A 17,965-nucleotide genomic window follows, 5' to 3' on the forward strand; every position below is an offset into this window, starting at 1 on the left:
AAATTTCCATAACGCTCCGCCGGACGGTAAATCCGGCGGAACGCCTAATGAAAAGCAAAATGGTAAAGAGCATCATAATGCTCTTAGCATTGGCAAGTTCTAACTACAGCTATGCTTCGTCATTTTTTATTCCGCCTTCGTCATTCTATCCGTAATATACATACCTGCCAGAATGCAGCAGGCACCTGCCAGGAAGTAAGGAGTTATCTTTTCGTCTAATACCAGAGAGGCGAAAATCATTGTGGTGATAGGATTGAAATAAACCCAGTTGGTAGCTTTCACGGCACCCAACTTAGAGATACACCAGTTCCATGTAAGGAAACATATCATGGATGCCAAACAGCCCAGGAACAAGAGATTACCCACCACCTGAGGCTTCATAAACACATCCCATGACGGCCAACCAGGGATGATAAGATAATAAGGCAAGATGGTAAGCACACCATAAAAGAATACCTTGCGGGTAATAAAAGCTGCGCCATAATCGCCCGATACCGATTTCATCAGGAGCGAATAGACAGCCCAGCTCATACATGCCGTAAAAGCCAAGGCATCGCCTACAGGCGACAGATGCAGCACGAATCTGCCATTCAGCACCACGATAATCATACCTACAAAAGCAAGCAGAGAGCCCAACAGCTGTATCATGTTGATACGCGAAGAATGGCGATAAACCAGACGTACCAGCAAGGTAGCAAAGAGCGGACAGGAGCAAACGATGAGCGAAGTATTGGTTGTTGTGGTATAATTCATCGCCTCGTTCTCGCTCAGAAAATAGAGTGAACCGCCCGTAATGCCCAGCATCGCCATTTTAAACTCATCTTTCCAGCTATCAGCAAACATCCGCTTATGATTCACCATCAGCATCATCATGTATGCGATACTGAAACGGAGCGTAAAGATCTGTGCTGGCGAAAGTCCGTTCAGCATCAGCACCTTGGTAGATACAAAGGTGGTTCCCCAGATAGCTACGGTGATAAAAGCCACAAGATGATATAATAAATTACTATTATTCTGTTTCATTCTATTTTCCTGATTTTTGAAATTCAACTGCAAAATTATAACTTTTATTCGAAATGAGCAAATTGTAAGCAAGAAAAGCAGAAAAAGACAATAAAAAGCGAAATTGGAGCAAAAGAAAAATGCGTTAAGAAGAGTTACATCAGCATTTTTCAGTGTTCACACTCTGCCACTTTTCAGTCGCACAGCAACACATTTATTTTCCTAACTATCAGCGGTTTATAAAAATCTCATTTTTACACCCATCCACTTTTCACTTATCACCCACCATTTTTTCATTATTTATTTAGTAATTTTGCAGATGAATGAGCATATACGCCTAAACGCACAAAAAAACGTGAGAGGCGGTGTGCAAAACAAACAACTGCAAGAAATAAACAAACCATAATAAATATTACTTATGAAACAGTTCATTTTATCATGTGTCCTGTCGGTTGCAGCCATCGCTCCATCTCAGGCACAGCAGACTACCAGACAATTGCCAGTCTATCTCGACCAGACCAAGCCGGTAGAGCAGCGCATCGATGATGCCATCTCCCGCATGACGCTGGCAGAGAAGATACGCATCATCCATGCTCAGAGCAAGTTTTCATCAGCCGGTGTACCACGCTTGGGATTTCCTGACTTCTGGACGGATGACGGACCTCACGGAGTGCGTCCTGACGTATTGTGGGATGAGTGGGAACAGGCTGGTCAGACCAACGACTCCTGCGTAGCCTTCCCTGCCCTCACCTGTCTTGCCGCATCATGGAATCCGCAGATGAGCCGCATCTATGGCGAAGCATTGGGCGAAGAAGCCCTGTATCGCGGCAAGGACATGATTCTGGGTCCTGGCGTCAACATCTATCGCACGCCTCTCAACGGCCGCAACTTCGAGTATATGGGCGAAGATCCGTTCCTGGCAAGCATCATGGTAGTGCCGTATATCCAGGGATTGCAGTCTAAGGGCGTATCAGCCTGCGTAAAGCACTATTGCCTGAACAACGATGAGGAATACCGCCACCAGGTCAACGTAATTGTCAGCGACCGTGCTCTCCACGAAATCTATCTCCCTGCCTTCAAGGCGGCTGTTGAGAAGGGTAAGACATGGGGTATCATGGGAGCCTACAACCTATATAAGAATGAGCACAACTGCCACAACCAGTGGACCCTGAACAAGATTCTGAAGGGCGACTGGAAGTATGATGGTGTCGTGGTAAGCGACTGGGGCGGTGCCCACGACCTGGAGCAGTCAGTAAAGAACGGGCTGGATATGGAGTTCGGCACCTGGACAGACGGTCTTACGATGGGCGCTACCAATGCCTACGACAACTATTATCTCTCCATGCCTTACATGAAGGCCATACAGGAAGGCAAGTTCACCCAGAAGGAGCTGGACGATAAGGTGCGCCGCGTATTGCGCCTCTTCTATCGCACCACGATGAATCCGAACCGCCCTCATGGTTTCCTCTGTTCCGAGAGCCATTATGCAGCAGCCAGACAGATCGCTGAGGAAGGCATCGTATTGCTCCAGAACAGGAACAATGTGCTCCCTATCAACACCCAGAAGGCTAAGCGCGTACTGGTAGTGGGCGAGAATGCCATCAAGATGATGACCGTGGGCGGAGGCTCTTCTTCGCTCAAGGTACAGCGCGAGATTTCGCCTCTCGATGGACTGAAGACGCGCTTGGGCAAGGACGGCATCGAGGTAGATTATGCCCGCGGATATGTGGGCGATGTAACGGGCAACTACAATGGCGTTACAACCGGCCAGAACCTGGAAGACAAGCGCAGCGAGGCTGAACTGATAGCCGAAGCCGTAGAGAAAGCCAAGACAGCCGACTATGTCATCATGTTTGGCGGTCTGAACAAGAGCGATTTCCAGGACTGCGAGGGCCACGACCGCAAGCATTATGAGTTGCCATACCATCAGGATAAGCTGATCGAGGCTTTGGCTAAGGCAAACAGAAACTTCGTTTATGTCAACATCTCAGGCAATGCGGTAGCTATGCCTTGGAAGGCTAAGGTTGCCGGCATCGTACAGGGCTGGTTCATCGGTTCGGAGAGCGGCGAAGCCCTTGCAAGCATCCTTACAGGCGATGCCAACCCTAGCGGAAAGTTGCCGTTTACATGGGTCAACTCGCTGAAGGAAACAGGTGCTCATGCACTCAATACCTATCCGGGAACCTGGCGTCAGGAAGGTGGAGCCAGCACGAAGGGCAACATCATTGATGAGGAATATAAGGAAGGCATCTATGTAGGTTACCGCTGGACCGATAAGGAGCGCATCAAGCCTACCTTTGCATTCGGTCACGGCTTGAGCTACACCCAGTTTGCCATCTCTAATCTGCGCAGCGACAAGATACAGATGAAGCAGGACGGCACAATCACCTTTACCGTAAACGTAAAGAATACCGGTAAGCGTGCCGGAGCCGAGACGGTTCAGCTCTATATCCACGACGTCAAGGCATCGGTAGACCGCCCTCAGAAGGAGCTGAAGGGATTCCAGAAGGTTTATCTCCAGCCAGGTGAGAGCAAGGATATCAGCATCACCATCAACAAAGAGGCCCTCAGTTTCTACGATGAGACATCTTCATCCTGGAAGGCTGAAGCCGGAAAGTTTGAGGCTCTTGTTGGTAATGCAGCCGATAACCTGAAGCTCAAGAAAGCTTTCGAGCTCTTTTAAAAAGAATGATTCGATTCTGAGAAATTGAACGGAGGGAAGAAATAAATATAACGCATAAAAGCTTGTTACGATGAAACGCCGTAACAAGCTTTTATTGTTTTCCCCTGCTTTTATCCTATCGACAAACTCGTAGAAACGGGGATTTTCAAAATATCAATATCTTGATTATCAGAAGATTAACCCACTTGATGTTGTAAAACACAACGTATGGGTACCCCGAAGTATTCACTCTTACCATAAAATAGTTAGCAATCTGATTATCAAATGGTTAACCTATTTGACGCCCTATTTCAGGGCGTCAAACTTTTTATACGATTTCTCTCGCTCCTCATCCATCACCAAGTTCGCAGAAACAGGGATACACAAACATCAATATTTTGATTATCAAATGACTACCCATACATCGCGAAACGCGATGCATGGGTACGTGAAGCATTTACTCTTTCCCAGAAAACAATCAACACGCTGATTATCGGTTAGTTAACCCACATGAAGCCCTAAAATAGGGCACATGGGTACCTGGAGCATTTACTCTTTCCCAGAAAACAACCAACACCCTGATTATCGGTTAGTTAACCCACATAACACCTTAAAACAAGGGGCATGGGTACCCCGAAGCGTTTACTCTTCCGAAAAATAATCAACACCCCAATTATCGGACGTTTTACCCATACGCCCTAAAACAGGGCGCATGGGTATCAGCAGCATTTACTCCTAAGCTTTCGCAAGTTTGCGCCACACGCCCTGAAAGGAACTTTGGATTTTCAGGCGTCAAGGTTCTATGCTTACAAAAAAAAACTTGACATATCATTTCAAGTAACAAGATTTCAGATGATCTTCGGGGAAAAGGAGCAAAGCGTTACAGCGTGACAGTTGTGACAGTTGTGACAGTTTTCAGCGGAGGGGTACATGCATTTCCCCTACTTTCAATCTGTAAGTATTATATATATACTTATATATTTATTATAAATATATAAGTAACCTCTAAATAGAGAAAAGGGAGGGGTACCCCTGAAAACTGTCACAACTGTCACAACTGTCACACTGTAACGATTAGGTCTACCTGATGAAAACCAATACGTCCATCAGCAAACCTATCTTCTCTTCCGGTAAAACTTATTGATATCTGCTCGCCTACTCATAGTTTCTATCCTGCTAAAACTATGAGTAGGCTTTATTGGCTCGGGAAAATACGAGTGTTAAATCCGTTTAACAGGACTCTGCAGCGCGATTTTTGGCAGTAACAGAAATATGTTGTACCTTTGCAGCACATTTCACCCATCACGCCCAGAAAGGCTTATTTCATGCCAATCTGCTTCACGCGCTGCTCGAACTCTTCCCTGTCACAGATGGCACTATTCTTGATTTTGGCGCGATAATTATAGATAGTGTTCACAGAATAGTGAAGGAACTCGGCAATCTTAGAACTGTCCTCGATGCCCAGACGGATAAGGGCAAAGATGCGGAGGGTGGTAGAAAGACGGCTGTCATCTTCGAGCACGATACGCTCTTCAGGCTTCAAGAGAGCATTGAACTCCTCAACAAAGTCAGGGAAGAGCTTCAGGAAGGCGGAATCGAAATACTCATACAGCTCGCCCATGTAGGCCTCGCCAGCCTGCATCTGCTCCAACAACTTGTTGAGTTCTCTTGCCTTCACCAGTTTCACTACTCGCTTGCGCATGGTCTCTATCTTGTCGACATAGATGGCACAAAGGCGCAGGAATCGACCAATATATACTTCCTTCATCTTGTTACTCTCGTTGAGTGACTGGTTCATCTCATTGAGCGACTGGTTCATCTCGTTAAGACGCTCATTTGCCAACTGCAAGGCATGGTTGGTTTCCTTCAGCTTATGATGGGCCGCAGCAATGCGCTTGCGCTGCTTGTTGACATAGTAGAGCAAGAGCATAACCACAAAGAGAAGCAAGGCTGAACACGCTACCATGAGCCGCAGATGCTGGTTGCTCGAAGAAAGCTCTTTCTGATATCCCTCCTCAATATGCGTGAGCACAGGCATAATCTGGCGGCTGCGGATAGGCGTATTGAAAACGGTAGCCGACTTCCAGGCAAACTTGATATACTCGTGAGAGCGCTTCTGCTCGCCCAGTTCGGCGTTGAGAAGATTGGCAACTTCCCAGAGAGAACCCTGGTCCATCACAGCCAACTGGACATCGCAGATAGCAGAACGCAAAAGGCAGCTGAGAAATTGCTCTTCATCGCCAAACTGATTGTAGGTCAAGCCGCGATAAAACTGAACGATGGCATACTGATGGGTGCCCGGTTTCGTCATCGACAGCCGCTTATCGCTCAATCGCAAAGCCTCCTTCATATTGCCTGCATCGCGTGTCCTCACCTCCTGCATCTGCAGATAAAGGTCATCATCATGGCTGAATGTGCTGTCTATTGCAGCCTGATAGGCATTATGCTTGCCGGCATAATATTTCTTTAAGGAAGGAACGTTGGAATAATATGCCATCTCGCCATACAGGTGCTGGCAAGCCCAGAGGTAGTTGCGTTTGCCCTCAGCATCAAGATCAGCGATATTGACAGACTTCAGCAGATCGTACGATTCGGCATAATCGCCCGTGGTAGATTCCTGGAAAGCAAGCAGCGCCTTGGCATTTCCCACCTTCTTTTTATCGCCCATTCTGAAGGCAAGTTCCATACACTGGTTGATGTATTTCAGCGCCATGTCGTTCTTGTAGGAGCGGTTTTCCTCAAAGAGCGCAAAGCAGGCATCATACTTACTGCTTAGGCGCCTGGCGGTCTTCAGTTTCTGCTCCCAATCGCGAATTCGGGCTTCACGTACCTTCACATAATCAGCCGAATGGGCAATGGCGTTGTCCAGACTATGAAGAAGCTGCTCTATATTATCTGTTGTTTTTGCTGCAAGAGAAAGAGGCATCAAGACAAAGAGCAGGAAGAAGAATGCCTTTCCCCATAATTCATTTACGCGATACATCAACTTGATTCCGTTTAAGATTGATTTATTTTCATGAGGTTTCATGTGCAAAAGTAATAAAAAAATCGGAAACGACAAAATCTGATATAGAAGAAATGTAGGTTTCTTCGCATTTTTCGTCTATACCGCATCCACTTTTTATATATTCTTCATTTTTCTTATCCATCTCATTATCAGACATATTCCTATCTAAAAAAGAAAAATTCATCCACATTTTAACATTCCTATCGCGCATCGTATCATCTTTTTTATTATCTTTGCATAAGATAAGCTGCATTCGGCAATTTGAAAGCAAGCTTTCATTGCGCTCATTTGCATTATCTTTGCAGAAGATAAGCATCAAAAATAACAATTAACATAATAAACAATGAGAACAGCACTTTTATCACTCACATTTCTTTTGGCTGGTTCTATGGCAGCACCTGCTTTCGCCCATACCGCAGCCCCTAAGAAAAAAGTAACTGCCACAACCAAGAAAGGCAAGATTCTACCCATGAAGGAGTATATCGACCAACTGATGGCGAAGATGACGCTACAGGAAAAGATTGGTCAGCTGAACCTGATGGTAGCTGGCGACATCACCACCGGCGGCGCACTTGATACTCAGGTAGGCGGCGATATCGCCCAGGGCAACATGGGCGGAGTTTTCAATATCAAAGGGCTCGACAAAATCAAGGCTCTGCAGGAAATCGCCATCAAGAACAGCCGTCTGGGCATCCCGCTGCTCGTAGGCATGGACGTGATTCATGGTTACGAAACGATGTTCCCTATCCCTCTCGCCCTCTCCTGCTCATGGGATACCGAGGCGATGAAGAAGGTAGGCGAAGTATCGGCCAAGGAAGCAAGTGCCGACGGCATCAACTGGACATTCTCTCCTATGGTAGACATTGCACTCGATGCCCGCTGGGGACGAATAAGCGAAGGAAATGGCGAGGATCCTTATCTGAGCGGCGTGATGGGAGCAGCGATGACTCAGGGCTACCAGGGCGTGGATATGCGCACAGAAGAGATTCTGAGAGCCAACCGCATCATGGCCTGTCTGAAGCATTTTGCCCTGTACGGAGGCGTTGAGAGCGGTAAGGAATATAACACGGTAGATATGAGCCGCGTGCGCATGATGAACCAGTATCTTCCACCTTACGAGGCAGTGGTGAAGGCTGGCGTAGGCAGCGTGATGTCTTCATTCAATCTCATCGACTACATACCTGCTACAGCCAACAAATGGATGATGACCGATGTCTTGAGAAAGCAGTGGGGATTCACCGGTTTCGTAGTTACCGATTACGCTTCTATCGCCGAGATTCTGCAGCACGGAACAGCAAAAGACATCCAGGAGGCTTCAGAGCAGGCGCTGAAGGCGGGTACCGACATGGACATGTGCTCCAACGCCTTCGTAAAGCATCTGGCTAAGAGCATAGCAGAAGGAAAGGTGAGCGAGGCGGATGTGAACATCGCCTGCCGCCGCATCCTGGAAGCGAAATATAAACTGGGACTGTTCAGCGACCCTTACCGCTACTGCAACACCAAGCGCAGCAAGAGCGAGATTTATACCGCTGAGAACCGTCAGGTAGCCCGCGATGTAGCAGCAGAGACCTTCGTGCTCCTGAAGAACGAAGGAAATATCCTGCCACTGAAAAAGGAAGGAAAGATAGCCCTGATAGGTCCGCTTGCCGACACCCGAAACAACATAGCCGGCACATGGAGCGTGGCTCAGGTACCATCGAAATATACCACCATCAAGGAGGCAATGGAGCATGCACTTGCTGGAAAAGCCACCTTATTATATGCCCAGGGAAGCAATATCTGGCGCAATCAGGAACTGCAGAAAAACGGCGAATCCGGTAAACCGATCAACTGGGGCAACGAGGCTGAGATGAAGGCTGAAGCGCTGAAGATTGCGAAAGAGGCGGATGTGATAGTATGTGCTATGGGCGAAAGCGCCGAGATGAGCGGCGAATGCGGTAGCCGTACCAACCTGGAGATGCCGGACGTACAGCGCGAACTGCTTGCCGAACTTCTGAAGACGGGCAAGCCTGTAGTGCTCCTCAACTTTGCGGGCCGTCCTACGGTCCTTACTTGGGAAAAAGCCCATGTACCAGCCATCATGAATGTATGGTTTGGAGGTTCAGAGATGGGCGATGCACTCTGCGATGTCATCTTTGGCGACAAATCGCCATCGGGTAAACTCACCACTTCGATGCCTAAGACTACCGGTCAGGAGCCTCTCTACTACAACCATCAGAACACCGGCCGCCCTGTAGCAGACGATAATGAGAAGTTTGCCAAGTTTGCCAGCAACTGTCTGGATGTAAGCAATGGTCCGCTCTATCCTTTCGGTTACGGCTTGAGCTACACCTACTTTTCATACAGCAACTTCCGCCTGAGCAGCCAGGAGGCCGGCATCAGCAATGAGGAGGCTACCGAATGGCAGGATGGCAAGAAGATTACAGCTAGCGTTACCGTTAAGAACAATGGCTCCCGCGATGCCGATGAGATTGTGCAGCTCTACATCCGTGACATGGTAGCCAGCATCTCCCGCCCTGTAAAGGAACTGAAAGGTTTCCAGCGCATCCATCTGGCAGCAGGTGAGAGTAAAGAGGTAAGCTTTGATATCACCCCAGATATGCTCAAGTTCTACAACGCAAATCTGAAGCACGTGATAGAACCTGGCGACTTCCAGATTATGATAGGAACCAACAGTAAAGATGTAAAGACATTGAAACTGAACGTGAAATAAACAACTGAACTTTCGCATATCGGGAAGTTAAAGGAGTTAAGGAAGTTAAGGAGTTAAGACGTATGTCTTGCTGCTTAAAAACTGTGCCAAAAAGACTATTGTCTTAACTCCTCAGCGACCGTAGGGAGCGATAACTCCTTTAACTTCTTTAACTCCTGAACTTACGAAACTTAAATTACTTACTCATCTCGAAACCTACACGCATACCATCGTAATTATTGGCGATAGTACCGATAGCGCTGAGGGTAGAACTGCCCTTGAGGGCACCCATGGTCTTGATGAGGTTGAGCAACTTTGTCTGGTCGAAAAGCAGGCTGATGCCGTTGGTAGTCTTCGTAGCATAGCCCGACATACTCAAGAGCAAGCCCTTCATCTGAATGGCATGAGTCTTCTCATCAAAAGTATAATTGCCCTGCCATGACTTGCCATCTATCTTGGCAGCGAAAGTGCCATCAGTTTTGAAGGTGAAATAGGTATTTGAGCCGCTGAGACCAAATTTGCTGTAATACTCACCCAACTTCTCCTCTACCTTGTTGGCAGCAATCTCACCGCCAGCCTTTGCCAGGAGATTCTCAGAGGTAAAGGCGCATCCCGGCTTACTGTACTTCCAGGTATGGGCACAGAGATCCTGCTTGCTGAAGGTACCTGAACCGATTACATTATTCAGAATGCCATTGATAATGCTGCTACCTGCAGAACTGCTGCTGTTAGAGTTTCCGCCCAGTACAGCACCCAAGATACCTGCAACGGCAGAGCCTGCATTGCTGGTTGTACTGGTAGATGTAGCGGTATTGCTGGTTGTTGCTGCAGTTGTTGTTGCAGTTGTTGTTGTCGCAGCTGTTGTGTTAGATGCAGCAGAAGTTGTTTTCTTTGTAGAAGTCTTCTTGGTCGAAGTTTTCTTTGAAGTCTTCTTTGTTGTCTTCTTAGTCGTTTTCTTAACCGGCATCATCTCAGACATTGAGGCATTGAGCGCTGCCTCGTTCATAGCGCTTGCGTTGCTGCCAGCTGTGCATGCGAGCACGAGGGCAGCCAAAAGAAATACCTTTTTCATTGCTTTCTATATATTTATTTTTATCACTCTTATTTATATATACCCAATACTTCCTATTGTTCTTTCGGGTGCAAAGTTCGCAAAAAAAAACGGAAATACGATAAGAAAAATCCCTATTTCGCGGTATGAATCTACCTAAAAACTCAGCATTTCTGCTCTTTCTACGCTATTATAGACGAATACTATGACAATTCGTTTAAAAGACTATGAAAATATCGTTCAGGAAATGATAATTATCGGCCTAAAGGAGGGGAAACTGTTCAATCGTTTGCACTTTTTTTTGACATACATCAAAAAATAACGAATAAAACACGTATTTTCATGCATTTTATACCTAGAAATAGGTAGAAACCCCTATCTTTGCAAGCGGTTAACAAATATCAATAGGTTATGAATGATTTAATTAAGGTAAATTCAGAAAATCAGAATCAGGCTATCGATAGATGCCAACAGATTCTTCAGGATCGCCGCGAGGCTCTTGCCTCTAAGGCAAAGAGAAGAGGTTAATACTCTTCAGAAACATGACGTAAAGGAGGAAAGATGATGCTCTTATATAATATAAAGACGCATCCTTTCTTTTTAAAGAGAGATTTTTCGAAACGACTCTTAAATGATGAGTTTCAAAAATTTTGGGAAAAGAAAAAAAAACGTAAAAATCCCGTTGTCAGCCATCTGGCTTGTACAACGGGATTTTTTCGTTTATTATTCAAGTTTATTATATCAAGTCCGAGATTTACTTCTCGTTCTTCACTGCCTTCATGATAATCTCGAAATGATTACCACTCTTCAGGATGACATTCTTCAGGAAGTCTGAAATCTCAGATGCCTTCAGATTCTTCACCATCTCCTTGTAATCGCTATGAGTATCAACACCCATACGCTCGTATGTGCTCAACGCACCAAGCCAATAACCATTGGTTTTTTCGCTAACAGCAGCCTGCTTCAGGAGGATCTCCTTCACCTTCTGAAGGTCTTCTGCATTTGGCTGGGCCACGGTCTCTTCCATACCCTTGAAGAAGTAAGGAATAGCGATATCCGACTTCTCTGGGTTCAACTGAGCCACGGCAGAAATAGAGATGGCAGCCTTGTTATCATAATCGCGAAGCAAACCATAGTTTGCTCCTGCATGATAAGCAGCGCTGAGTTCCTCACGGATAGTACGCAAATACTTCATCTCCAAAAGGCGGGCTGAAACATCAGCAAGAACCATATACTGCAAGGTGAATGGAGCCTTGGTATACCAGATCTCTGTTGCCTGGTTCTGTGGATTCTCCATTGCCTTGGTAAAGACATTGCTTACCTTACCATTAGCATAAGGAATCTGCTTGTTCTTAAGCTTGAAGCCCTTGTTTGGCAGACTGGCGATATACTGCTCGATGAGTGGGAGGAGAGTCTTCTCATCATAGTTACCTACGAAATAGAAGGTGAAGTCCTTGGCATTGCCGTAGAACTGCTTACCAATCTCCAGGATACGGTCGTAGTTGATATCTTTTATATCGCTTGCCTCTGGCACACGGGCAAGTTTGCTACCCAAATAGAGGGTGCTCTGAACAGAATCCTGATATACGAGGCTTGGGTTGTTGCTCTTGTTGGCAAGAACAGTAGCCATCATGCTCTTCATATTGTCGAAGCTCTTCTGGTCCTTGCTTACTGCGGTCATCTTGAGATAGATGAGCTGCATCAGGGTTTCGATATCCTTAGGAGTAGAATTACCCTTCAAACCATGATTGAAAGGACTCAAGGTGAACGAAACACCAGCCTGCTTACCTGCCAAAGCCTTATCAAGCTCATTGCTTGAGAAATCGCCAAGACCACTAGCATCGAGCACATCTGCTGCAAATGCAGCATTCAGGAAGTCTTCCTTGCCGAAAGTAGAATAACCCACATTGGCTGAAGCTGCGAAAGCAATCTCATTGTCCTTGAAATCAGTCTTCTTCAATACCACCTTAGCGCCATTAGAAAGAGTCAACTCCTTGAAGCCCAACTTCTTATTCTCAACAGTCTTCTTAATCTTACCAGCCTTAGGAGCCTGAGCGATGAGAGGTTCCTGCTTAACATTATCCACATAAGCCTCGAGCTTCTCAGCACGTACCTGCTTTACGATGGCAGAGAGTTCCTGCTCGGTAGGATAAACGGCACCAGCCTGCTCGCGCATCATTACCAATGATACAAGGTTAGTATCGCTCTGGCAAACCAACTGCTTGGCATAGCTGTTGATAACCTCAAGAGGCAAGTTTGGAACTACCATCTTCCAGATCTGGCTCTCCTCTTCTACTGACGGAATAGGCTCGTTAGAAGTGAAGTTATCCACATACTGGGTGGTAAACTGCTCGTTCTTCATCTTATCCTTGTTGGCAAGCGCCTTGTCAACCTGGCTCATGAATTCATCCTTGGCACGCTGATACTCAGTAGCTGTGAAACCGAACTCATGCATACGCTGTGCCTCGCGGAGAACAGCAGCATAAGCCTCCTTAATCTTTCCTGGCTTAGCCACACCGGTAAGGGTGAAAGCATCCTTAGTGCTTGAAAGCAGGTATGAACCATCACCGGCATTTGCCTGGAGATATGGACAATCTGGCTCCAATGCCTTCTCAGCATAACGGGCAGCAATCATAGAAGAAATCACGTTATCCATGTATCCCTTCAGGAGATAGCTCATATTGCCCTTCAGAGAATCTGGCACAGCATTGTGCTTCATATAAACCTGGAAGAGATCAACCTGCTGCTCCTTATCCTTGTCGATAACATAGATGGCAGAATCATTATCAGATACTTCTACCTTCTCAATCTTAGCGGCATTCTTAGGTACCTTGATTCCTGAGAAGAGTTCCTTAATCTTAGCTTCGATATGATTTACATCTACATCACCCACTATGATAATAGCCTGATTGTCTGGGCGATACCATTTGCGGTAGTAAGCACGGAGAGTTTCTGGCTTACAACCATCGATAACGCTCATCAAACCGATAGGGAAACGATAGCCATACTTTTCGCCCTGATAGAGTTTAGGAAGTGAACGCTCTATCATGCGCTGCTGACCTACGATACGCATACGGTACTCATTGTGTACCACATCGCGCTCGTCATTGATGGCTTCCTTGGTAAGAGAGATACCGTTGCTCCAATCCTTGAGGATGAGCATGCATGAATCTACGGCTGTAGGGCGGGTAGTAGGTACATCGGTGAAGTAATATACGGTTTTCTCTACGCTGGTATAGGCATTGAGATTTCTACCATACTCCACGCCGATGCTCTGCAGGTAATCCTGGAGGGAATTACCTTTGAAGTGATCGGTACCGTTGAAGGCGAGGTGCTCGAGGAGGTGAGCCAAACCGCGCTGGTCATCATCCTCATTGATAGAACCCACTTTCTGTGCGATGTAGAAACTGGCTACATGCTCAGGATAACTGTTGTGACGAATGTAGTAAGTCAATCCATTATCAAGACGACCTATCTTCACATTCTTGTCTACCGGAATAGCTGGCATCTGCTGTGCCATCGCTGTACCTGTAGAAAGGAACAGCACAACTGCTGCAAAAATCTTTCTTAGTTTCATCTGATTTTAATTATTTATATATTTATTGTTTTCTATATCATTCTTTCTATATACCTTATTATATATATCATGCTACTTTACAAGTTCGCCTATATATAACGACAAAACCTGTGACATGGTTACTGTCTGCGATGCAAAATTAAGAAAAATAAAAAAGATTTGCAAACATTTTAGAGAATATCTTCCCGATGTATGCAAATCTTAACCTAAAACTAACATTGGAGGCAGAAAACCAATCCTAACCTACATGAAAACTCTTCATCCATGAACCTCTGAAGAGGCGGATAAGGAAGAGGATTCCCCTGAATGTGAGTTCGGTAGCCATCGCTATCCATACTCCCTCCAAGCCATAGCTCTTGGAAAGCGCATAAGCCAGAGTAAGGCGCACCAGCCACATGGTACCGAGATTAATCATCGCCGGTTTCCTGGTATCGCCCGCTCCTACACAAACACAGTAGGTCACGATGCTGGCTGCAAAGAATGGTTCAGCAAAAGCCTCGATGCGCAAACAGATGGTTCCCATCTCACGGATGCTTTCTACCGGAGAAAGAACGCCAATCATCTCAGGAGCAAAGACATACATCACCACTCCCATCACAGCCATCACAGCCATTCCAAGTCCTACTGTCATATAAGCAAAATTCTTGCACAAACCTACTCGCCCAGCTCCATGCGTCTGTCCCACCAGAGTGGTAGCCGCATCACCAATTCCATAACCCGGCATATAGCAAAGACTCTCAGCCGTAATAGCAAAAGAATGGGAAGCAATGGCTATATTGCCAAGAGGTGCCACAATCATGGTACTCACTATCTGCGCCCCGCTCATCAATATGTTCTGTATGGCTATCGGAATGCTGATTTTACAGGCATTATGAACATACGACCTGACCCAACGGAAACGGACATGGTCCTGACGGAGATTCAGTATCTTATTCTTGAAACCTGCAAGATAAAGATTAGGCAGAGAGATGCAGACATAAGCCATCGCCGTTCCTAAGGCAGCCCCCACAACACCCAACTTCAGGATATAGATAAACAGGTAATTGAATATCACATCGCAGATACAGATCAATACAGCCATCACACTAGGTGTATGCATATTGCCCGCAGATTTCAGCATCATCTCGGATATATGATAAAGGAAAACGAATGGAAGTACCAGACCGTATATCAGAAAATAGCGAGAGGAATTGGTGGCAATATCAGCACCTCCACCCAGCCAATAAGGCAGATAACCATGAATGCCGACACAGAGAAGAGAAACAAAAATGCTGAACGCCACACCGCAAATCAGCGCATGACGAAACACCTGACGGGCATTTGCAAAATCATTAGCCCCGATAAAATGAGCCACCTGTACTGAAAAGCCAGTAGCCGCTGCACTGAGCAAGCTACCTATAAGCCAGGTAGTTGACTCAATCAATCCGATACTGGCAGAAGCCTCTGCTCCCAGATGCCCCACCATAGAAGCATCGATGAAGAACATCATCACCGTAGAAATCTGAGCCAACATAGAAGGTATACTCAACCCTACAATAAGATTGAGTTTCTCGCGCCGATCCATCTCCCTACCCAGGCGAATCGACTCCATCAAATAATCTGTCTTCTTGCTATAAAGCATAAATTAATTTCTCGTATATCGCTCATACAAAAAAATATGTGCATATATCATTTCAAACATATGCACATACTTTTCTCTAAATCTTTATTCTTATTATTCAGTAATCCACTTCTTGCCAGAAGCTCTCTTATAACTCTTGAGCACCATCTCAAAACGGAGCATTGAATAGCCTTGGATTGAAGAATTACCGCTCTCGCCATAAGCCAGCTGGTATGGAATGAACACCTGCCAATGGTCGCCCGGATGCATCTTGAGCAATGCTGTGGTAAAGCCATCGATAAATCCACCGGCCACACTACGGATAGGATTAGCTGTAGCTGCATCAAAAGTACCCGTAAAACTCTGGTCGAAGACGTAACCTTCCGTATAATTCTTAGTAGGAATGAAACGACCACGATAGCTCACCTGTACCGAATCGGTAAGGATTGGAGAAGTTGTACCCTCTCCCTTCTTCAGAACATGAACGATGATATTATCGCAATCCTTATAAGTAAGGGTCACTAAATTACCATTCTGATCCTTGTTCAGAGTCGGAGTCTGGTTTTCGAACGTCCAGTTCTTATAAACGTACCAGCCGTTAGCTTCGCCCATCTTTTTGGCATAAGCCAATGTATCGGCAAAAGCCTGCTCGTTACGCTCCTGCCAGTTGGCATATTCCGAGACATTATCATCATCTTCGCTACATGATGACAGTGTGATTACTGCCATCATGAGGAAGAAGAAATATTTCAAACTCTTAAGATTCATCTAAATGTATTTGATTAATTAGAAGTTCTTGATTTCCTTGCCAAGCTTCTTCAATACGCTAGTGATGCTTACGCGCTCCTCGATGATGCTGCGAAGATCTGAGATAGCTACGCGCTCCTGCTCCATGGTATCACGATAACGCAGAGTTACCTTATGATCGTTTGGAGTCTCGTGGTCTACGGTGATACAGAATGGAGTACCGATAGCATCCTGACGGCGATAACGCTTACCGATTGAATCCTTAGGATCGCCATAGTGAGTATTGAAGTGGAACTTCAGCTCGTCTACAATCTCGTGTGCCAACTCTGGCAAACCATACTTCTTATCCAATGGGAACACAGCACACTTAACAGGTGCCAAAGCCTCTGGCAAACGCAAAACAACACGTGTCTCGCCATTCTCCAGCTTCTCCTCGCAGTAAGAGTGGCACATTACGCTGAGGAACATACGGTCTACACCGATAGATGTCTCTACATCGTAAGGTACATAGCTCTCGTTCTTCTCTGGATCGAAGTACTTGATAGAACGGCCGCTGTACTTCTCGTGCTGAGAAAGGTCGAAATTGGTACGGCTGTGGATACCCTCTACCTCCTTGAAACCGAATGGCATCTTAAACTCGATGTCGGTAGCAGCATTGGCATAGTGAGCCAGCTTCTCGTGATCGTGGTAACGGTAGTTCTCATTACCCATACCGAGAGCCTCGTGCCAAGCCAGGCGAACCTTCTTCCAATATTCAAACCACTTCATCTCAGTACCAGGCTGGCAGAAGAACTGCATCTCCATCTGCTCGAACTCACGCATACGGAATACGAACTGACGGGCAACAACCTCGTTACGGAAAGCCTTACCAATCTGGCAGATACCGAATGGCAACTTCATACGGCCGGTCTTCTGAACGCTCAGGTAATCTACGAAGATACCCTGAGCTGTCTCAGGACGGAGATATACCTTGCTTGTAGCATCGCTGGCAGCACCCATCTGGGTAGAGAACATCAGGTTGAACTGGCGAACGTCTGTCCAGTTCTTGGTACCGCTGATAGGGCAAACAATACCCTCATCCTCGATAATCTGCTTCAGCATCTCCAGGTTAGGGCCCTGCATAGCCTCAGTATAGCGGGCATGGAGATCATCAAACTTCTTCTGGTTCTCCAGAACGCGAGGATTAGTTGCACGGAACTGAGCCTCATCAAAGCTATCGCCGAAACGCTTCTTAGCCTTGGCAATCTCCTTGGCAATCTTCTCCTCATACTTAGCCATGTGATCCTCGATAAGCACATCGGCACGATAACGCTTCTTTGAATCGCGGTTATCAATCAATGGGTCATTGAAAGCATCTACGTGTCCAGATGCCTTCCATACTGTAGGGTGCATGAAGATAGCTGCATCGAGACCAACAATGTTCTCGTGCAACAACACCATACTCTGCCACCAGTACTGCTTGATATTGTTTTTGAGCTCAACACCATTCTGACCATAGTCATAAACGGCAGCCAAGCCATCATAAATTTCACTACTTGGGAACACGAAGCCATATTCCTTGCAATGGCTTACAATTTTCTTAAAAACATCTTCCTGTGCCATGATTAAATCTTATTTTTTTCAAATT

10 protein-coding genes are annotated in these 17,965 nt (G+C 46.1%); 2 read left to right on the forward strand and 8 right to left on the reverse strand.

The genetic code is table 11. From position 1 onward, the window contains the following. Positions 1–126: 126 nt before the first annotated feature. Positions 127–1,023: a DMT family transporter gene (locus NQ544_RS10230; RefSeq protein ID WP_006848477.1), complete on the reverse strand. Its 897-nt coding sequence runs from the start codon at positions 1,021–1,023 to the stop codon at positions 127–129. Positions 1,024–1,420: 397 nt separating this feature from the next. Here NQ544_RS10230 and NQ544_RS10235 point away from each other — a divergent pair, with 397 nt between their 5' ends. Then, complete coding sequence (locus NQ544_RS10235; RefSeq protein WP_006848478.1) at positions 1,421–3,685, forward strand: glycoside hydrolase family 3 C-terminal domain-containing protein; 2,265 nt, start codon at positions 1,421–1,423, stop codon at positions 3,683–3,685. Between the two features lie 1,297 nt (positions 3,686–4,982). On the opposite strand, the gene NQ544_RS10240 is transcribed toward NQ544_RS10235, so the two are convergent. Together NQ544_RS10240 and NQ544_RS10245 are read right to left on the reverse strand one after the other, a co-directional pair. Then, on the reverse strand, positions 4,983–6,692 hold the full coding sequence (locus NQ544_RS10240; protein WP_006848479.1) for a SusR-related protein: 1,710 nt from the start codon (positions 6,690–6,692) through the stop codon (positions 4,983–4,985). Further along, positions 6,679–6,882, reverse strand: coding sequence for a hypothetical protein (locus NQ544_RS10245; protein ID WP_260113655.1), 204 nt, complete (start codon positions 6,880–6,882; stop codon positions 6,679–6,681). The genes NQ544_RS10240 and NQ544_RS10245 overlap by 14 nt, the downstream gene beginning before the upstream one ends. 132 nt (positions 6,883–7,014) lie before the next feature. Here NQ544_RS10245 and bglX point away from each other — a divergent pair, with 132 nt between their 5' ends. Further along, a complete protein-coding gene (bglX, locus tag NQ544_RS10250) occupies positions 7,015–9,384 on the forward strand; it encodes a beta-glucosidase BglX (protein ID WP_006848481.1) in 2,370 nt (789 codons plus the stop codon). Positions 9,385–9,559: 175 nt separating this feature from the next. On the opposite strand, the gene NQ544_RS10255 is transcribed toward bglX, so the two are convergent. The 5 genes from NQ544_RS10255 to NQ544_RS10275 form a co-directional block, all read right to left on the reverse strand. After that, positions 9,560–10,435, reverse strand: coding sequence for a DUF4923 family protein (locus NQ544_RS10255; RefSeq protein WP_006848482.1), 876 nt, complete (start codon positions 10,433–10,435; stop codon positions 9,560–9,562). Between the two features lie 733 nt (positions 10,436–11,168). Then, positions 11,169–13,991, reverse strand: coding sequence for a M16 family metallopeptidase (locus NQ544_RS10260; protein ID WP_006848484.1), 2,823 nt, complete (start codon positions 13,989–13,991; stop codon positions 11,169–11,171). 238 nt (positions 13,992–14,229) lie between these two features. Then, positions 14,230–15,612, reverse strand: a complete 1,383-nt coding sequence (locus NQ544_RS10265; RefSeq protein ID WP_006848486.1) for an MATE family efflux transporter — start codon at positions 15,610–15,612, stop codon at positions 14,230–14,232. Positions 15,613–15,705: 93 nt separating this feature from the next. Beyond that, entirely contained in the window at positions 15,706–16,344 is a 639-nt protein-coding gene (gene bamJ, locus NQ544_RS10270) for a BamJ family beta-barrel-assembly machinery protein (RefSeq protein WP_228023669.1), read from the reverse strand. Between the two features lie 33 nt (positions 16,345–16,377). Further along, positions 16,378–17,940 carry a glycine--tRNA ligase gene (locus tag NQ544_RS10275; protein ID WP_006848488.1) on the reverse strand — a complete coding sequence of 521 codons (1,563 nt, stop codon included), beginning with the start codon at positions 17,938–17,940 and terminating at the stop codon, positions 16,378–16,380. Between the last annotated feature and the right edge of the window lie 25 nt (positions 17,941–17,965).

The organism is Segatella copri DSM 18205 (genome assembly GCF_025151535.1).
GTDB lineage: Bacteria > Bacteroidota > Bacteroidia > Bacteroidales > Bacteroidaceae > Prevotella > Prevotella copri.

Bases quoted from the DNA above. Each gene is read 5' to 3' on its own strand.
- NQ544_RS10265 (WP_006848486.1), bottom strand. From the start codon at position 15,612: ATGCTTTATAGCAAGAAGACAGATTATTTGATGGAGTCGATTCGCCTG.
- NQ544_RS10235 (WP_006848478.1), top strand. From the start codon at position 1,421: ATGAAACAGTTCATTTTATCATGTGTCCTGTCGGTTGCAGCCATCGCT.
- NQ544_RS10275 (WP_006848488.1), bottom strand. From the start codon at position 17,940: ATGGCACAGGAAGATGTTTTTAAGAAAATTGTAAGCCATTGCAAGGAA.
- NQ544_RS10240 (WP_006848479.1), bottom strand. From the start codon at position 6,692: ATGAAACCTCATGAAAATAAATCAATCTTAAACGGAATCAAGTTGATG.
- NQ544_RS10245 (WP_260113655.1), bottom strand. From the start codon at position 6,882: ATGCGCGATAGGAATGTTAAAATGTGGATGAATTTTTCTTTTTTAGAT.
- NQ544_RS10230 (WP_006848477.1), bottom strand. From the start codon at position 1,023: ATGAAACAGAATAATAGTAATTTATTATATCATCTTGTGGCTTTTATC.
- NQ544_RS10255 (WP_006848482.1), bottom strand. From the start codon at position 10,435: ATGAAAAAGGTATTTCTTTTGGCTGCCCTCGTGCTCGCATGCACAGCT.
- NQ544_RS10260 (WP_006848484.1), bottom strand. From the start codon at position 13,991: ATGAAACTAAGAAAGATTTTTGCAGCAGTTGTGCTGTTCCTTTCTACA.
- bglX (WP_006848481.1), top strand. From the start codon at position 7,015: ATGAGAACAGCACTTTTATCACTCACATTTCTTTTGGCTGGTTCTATG.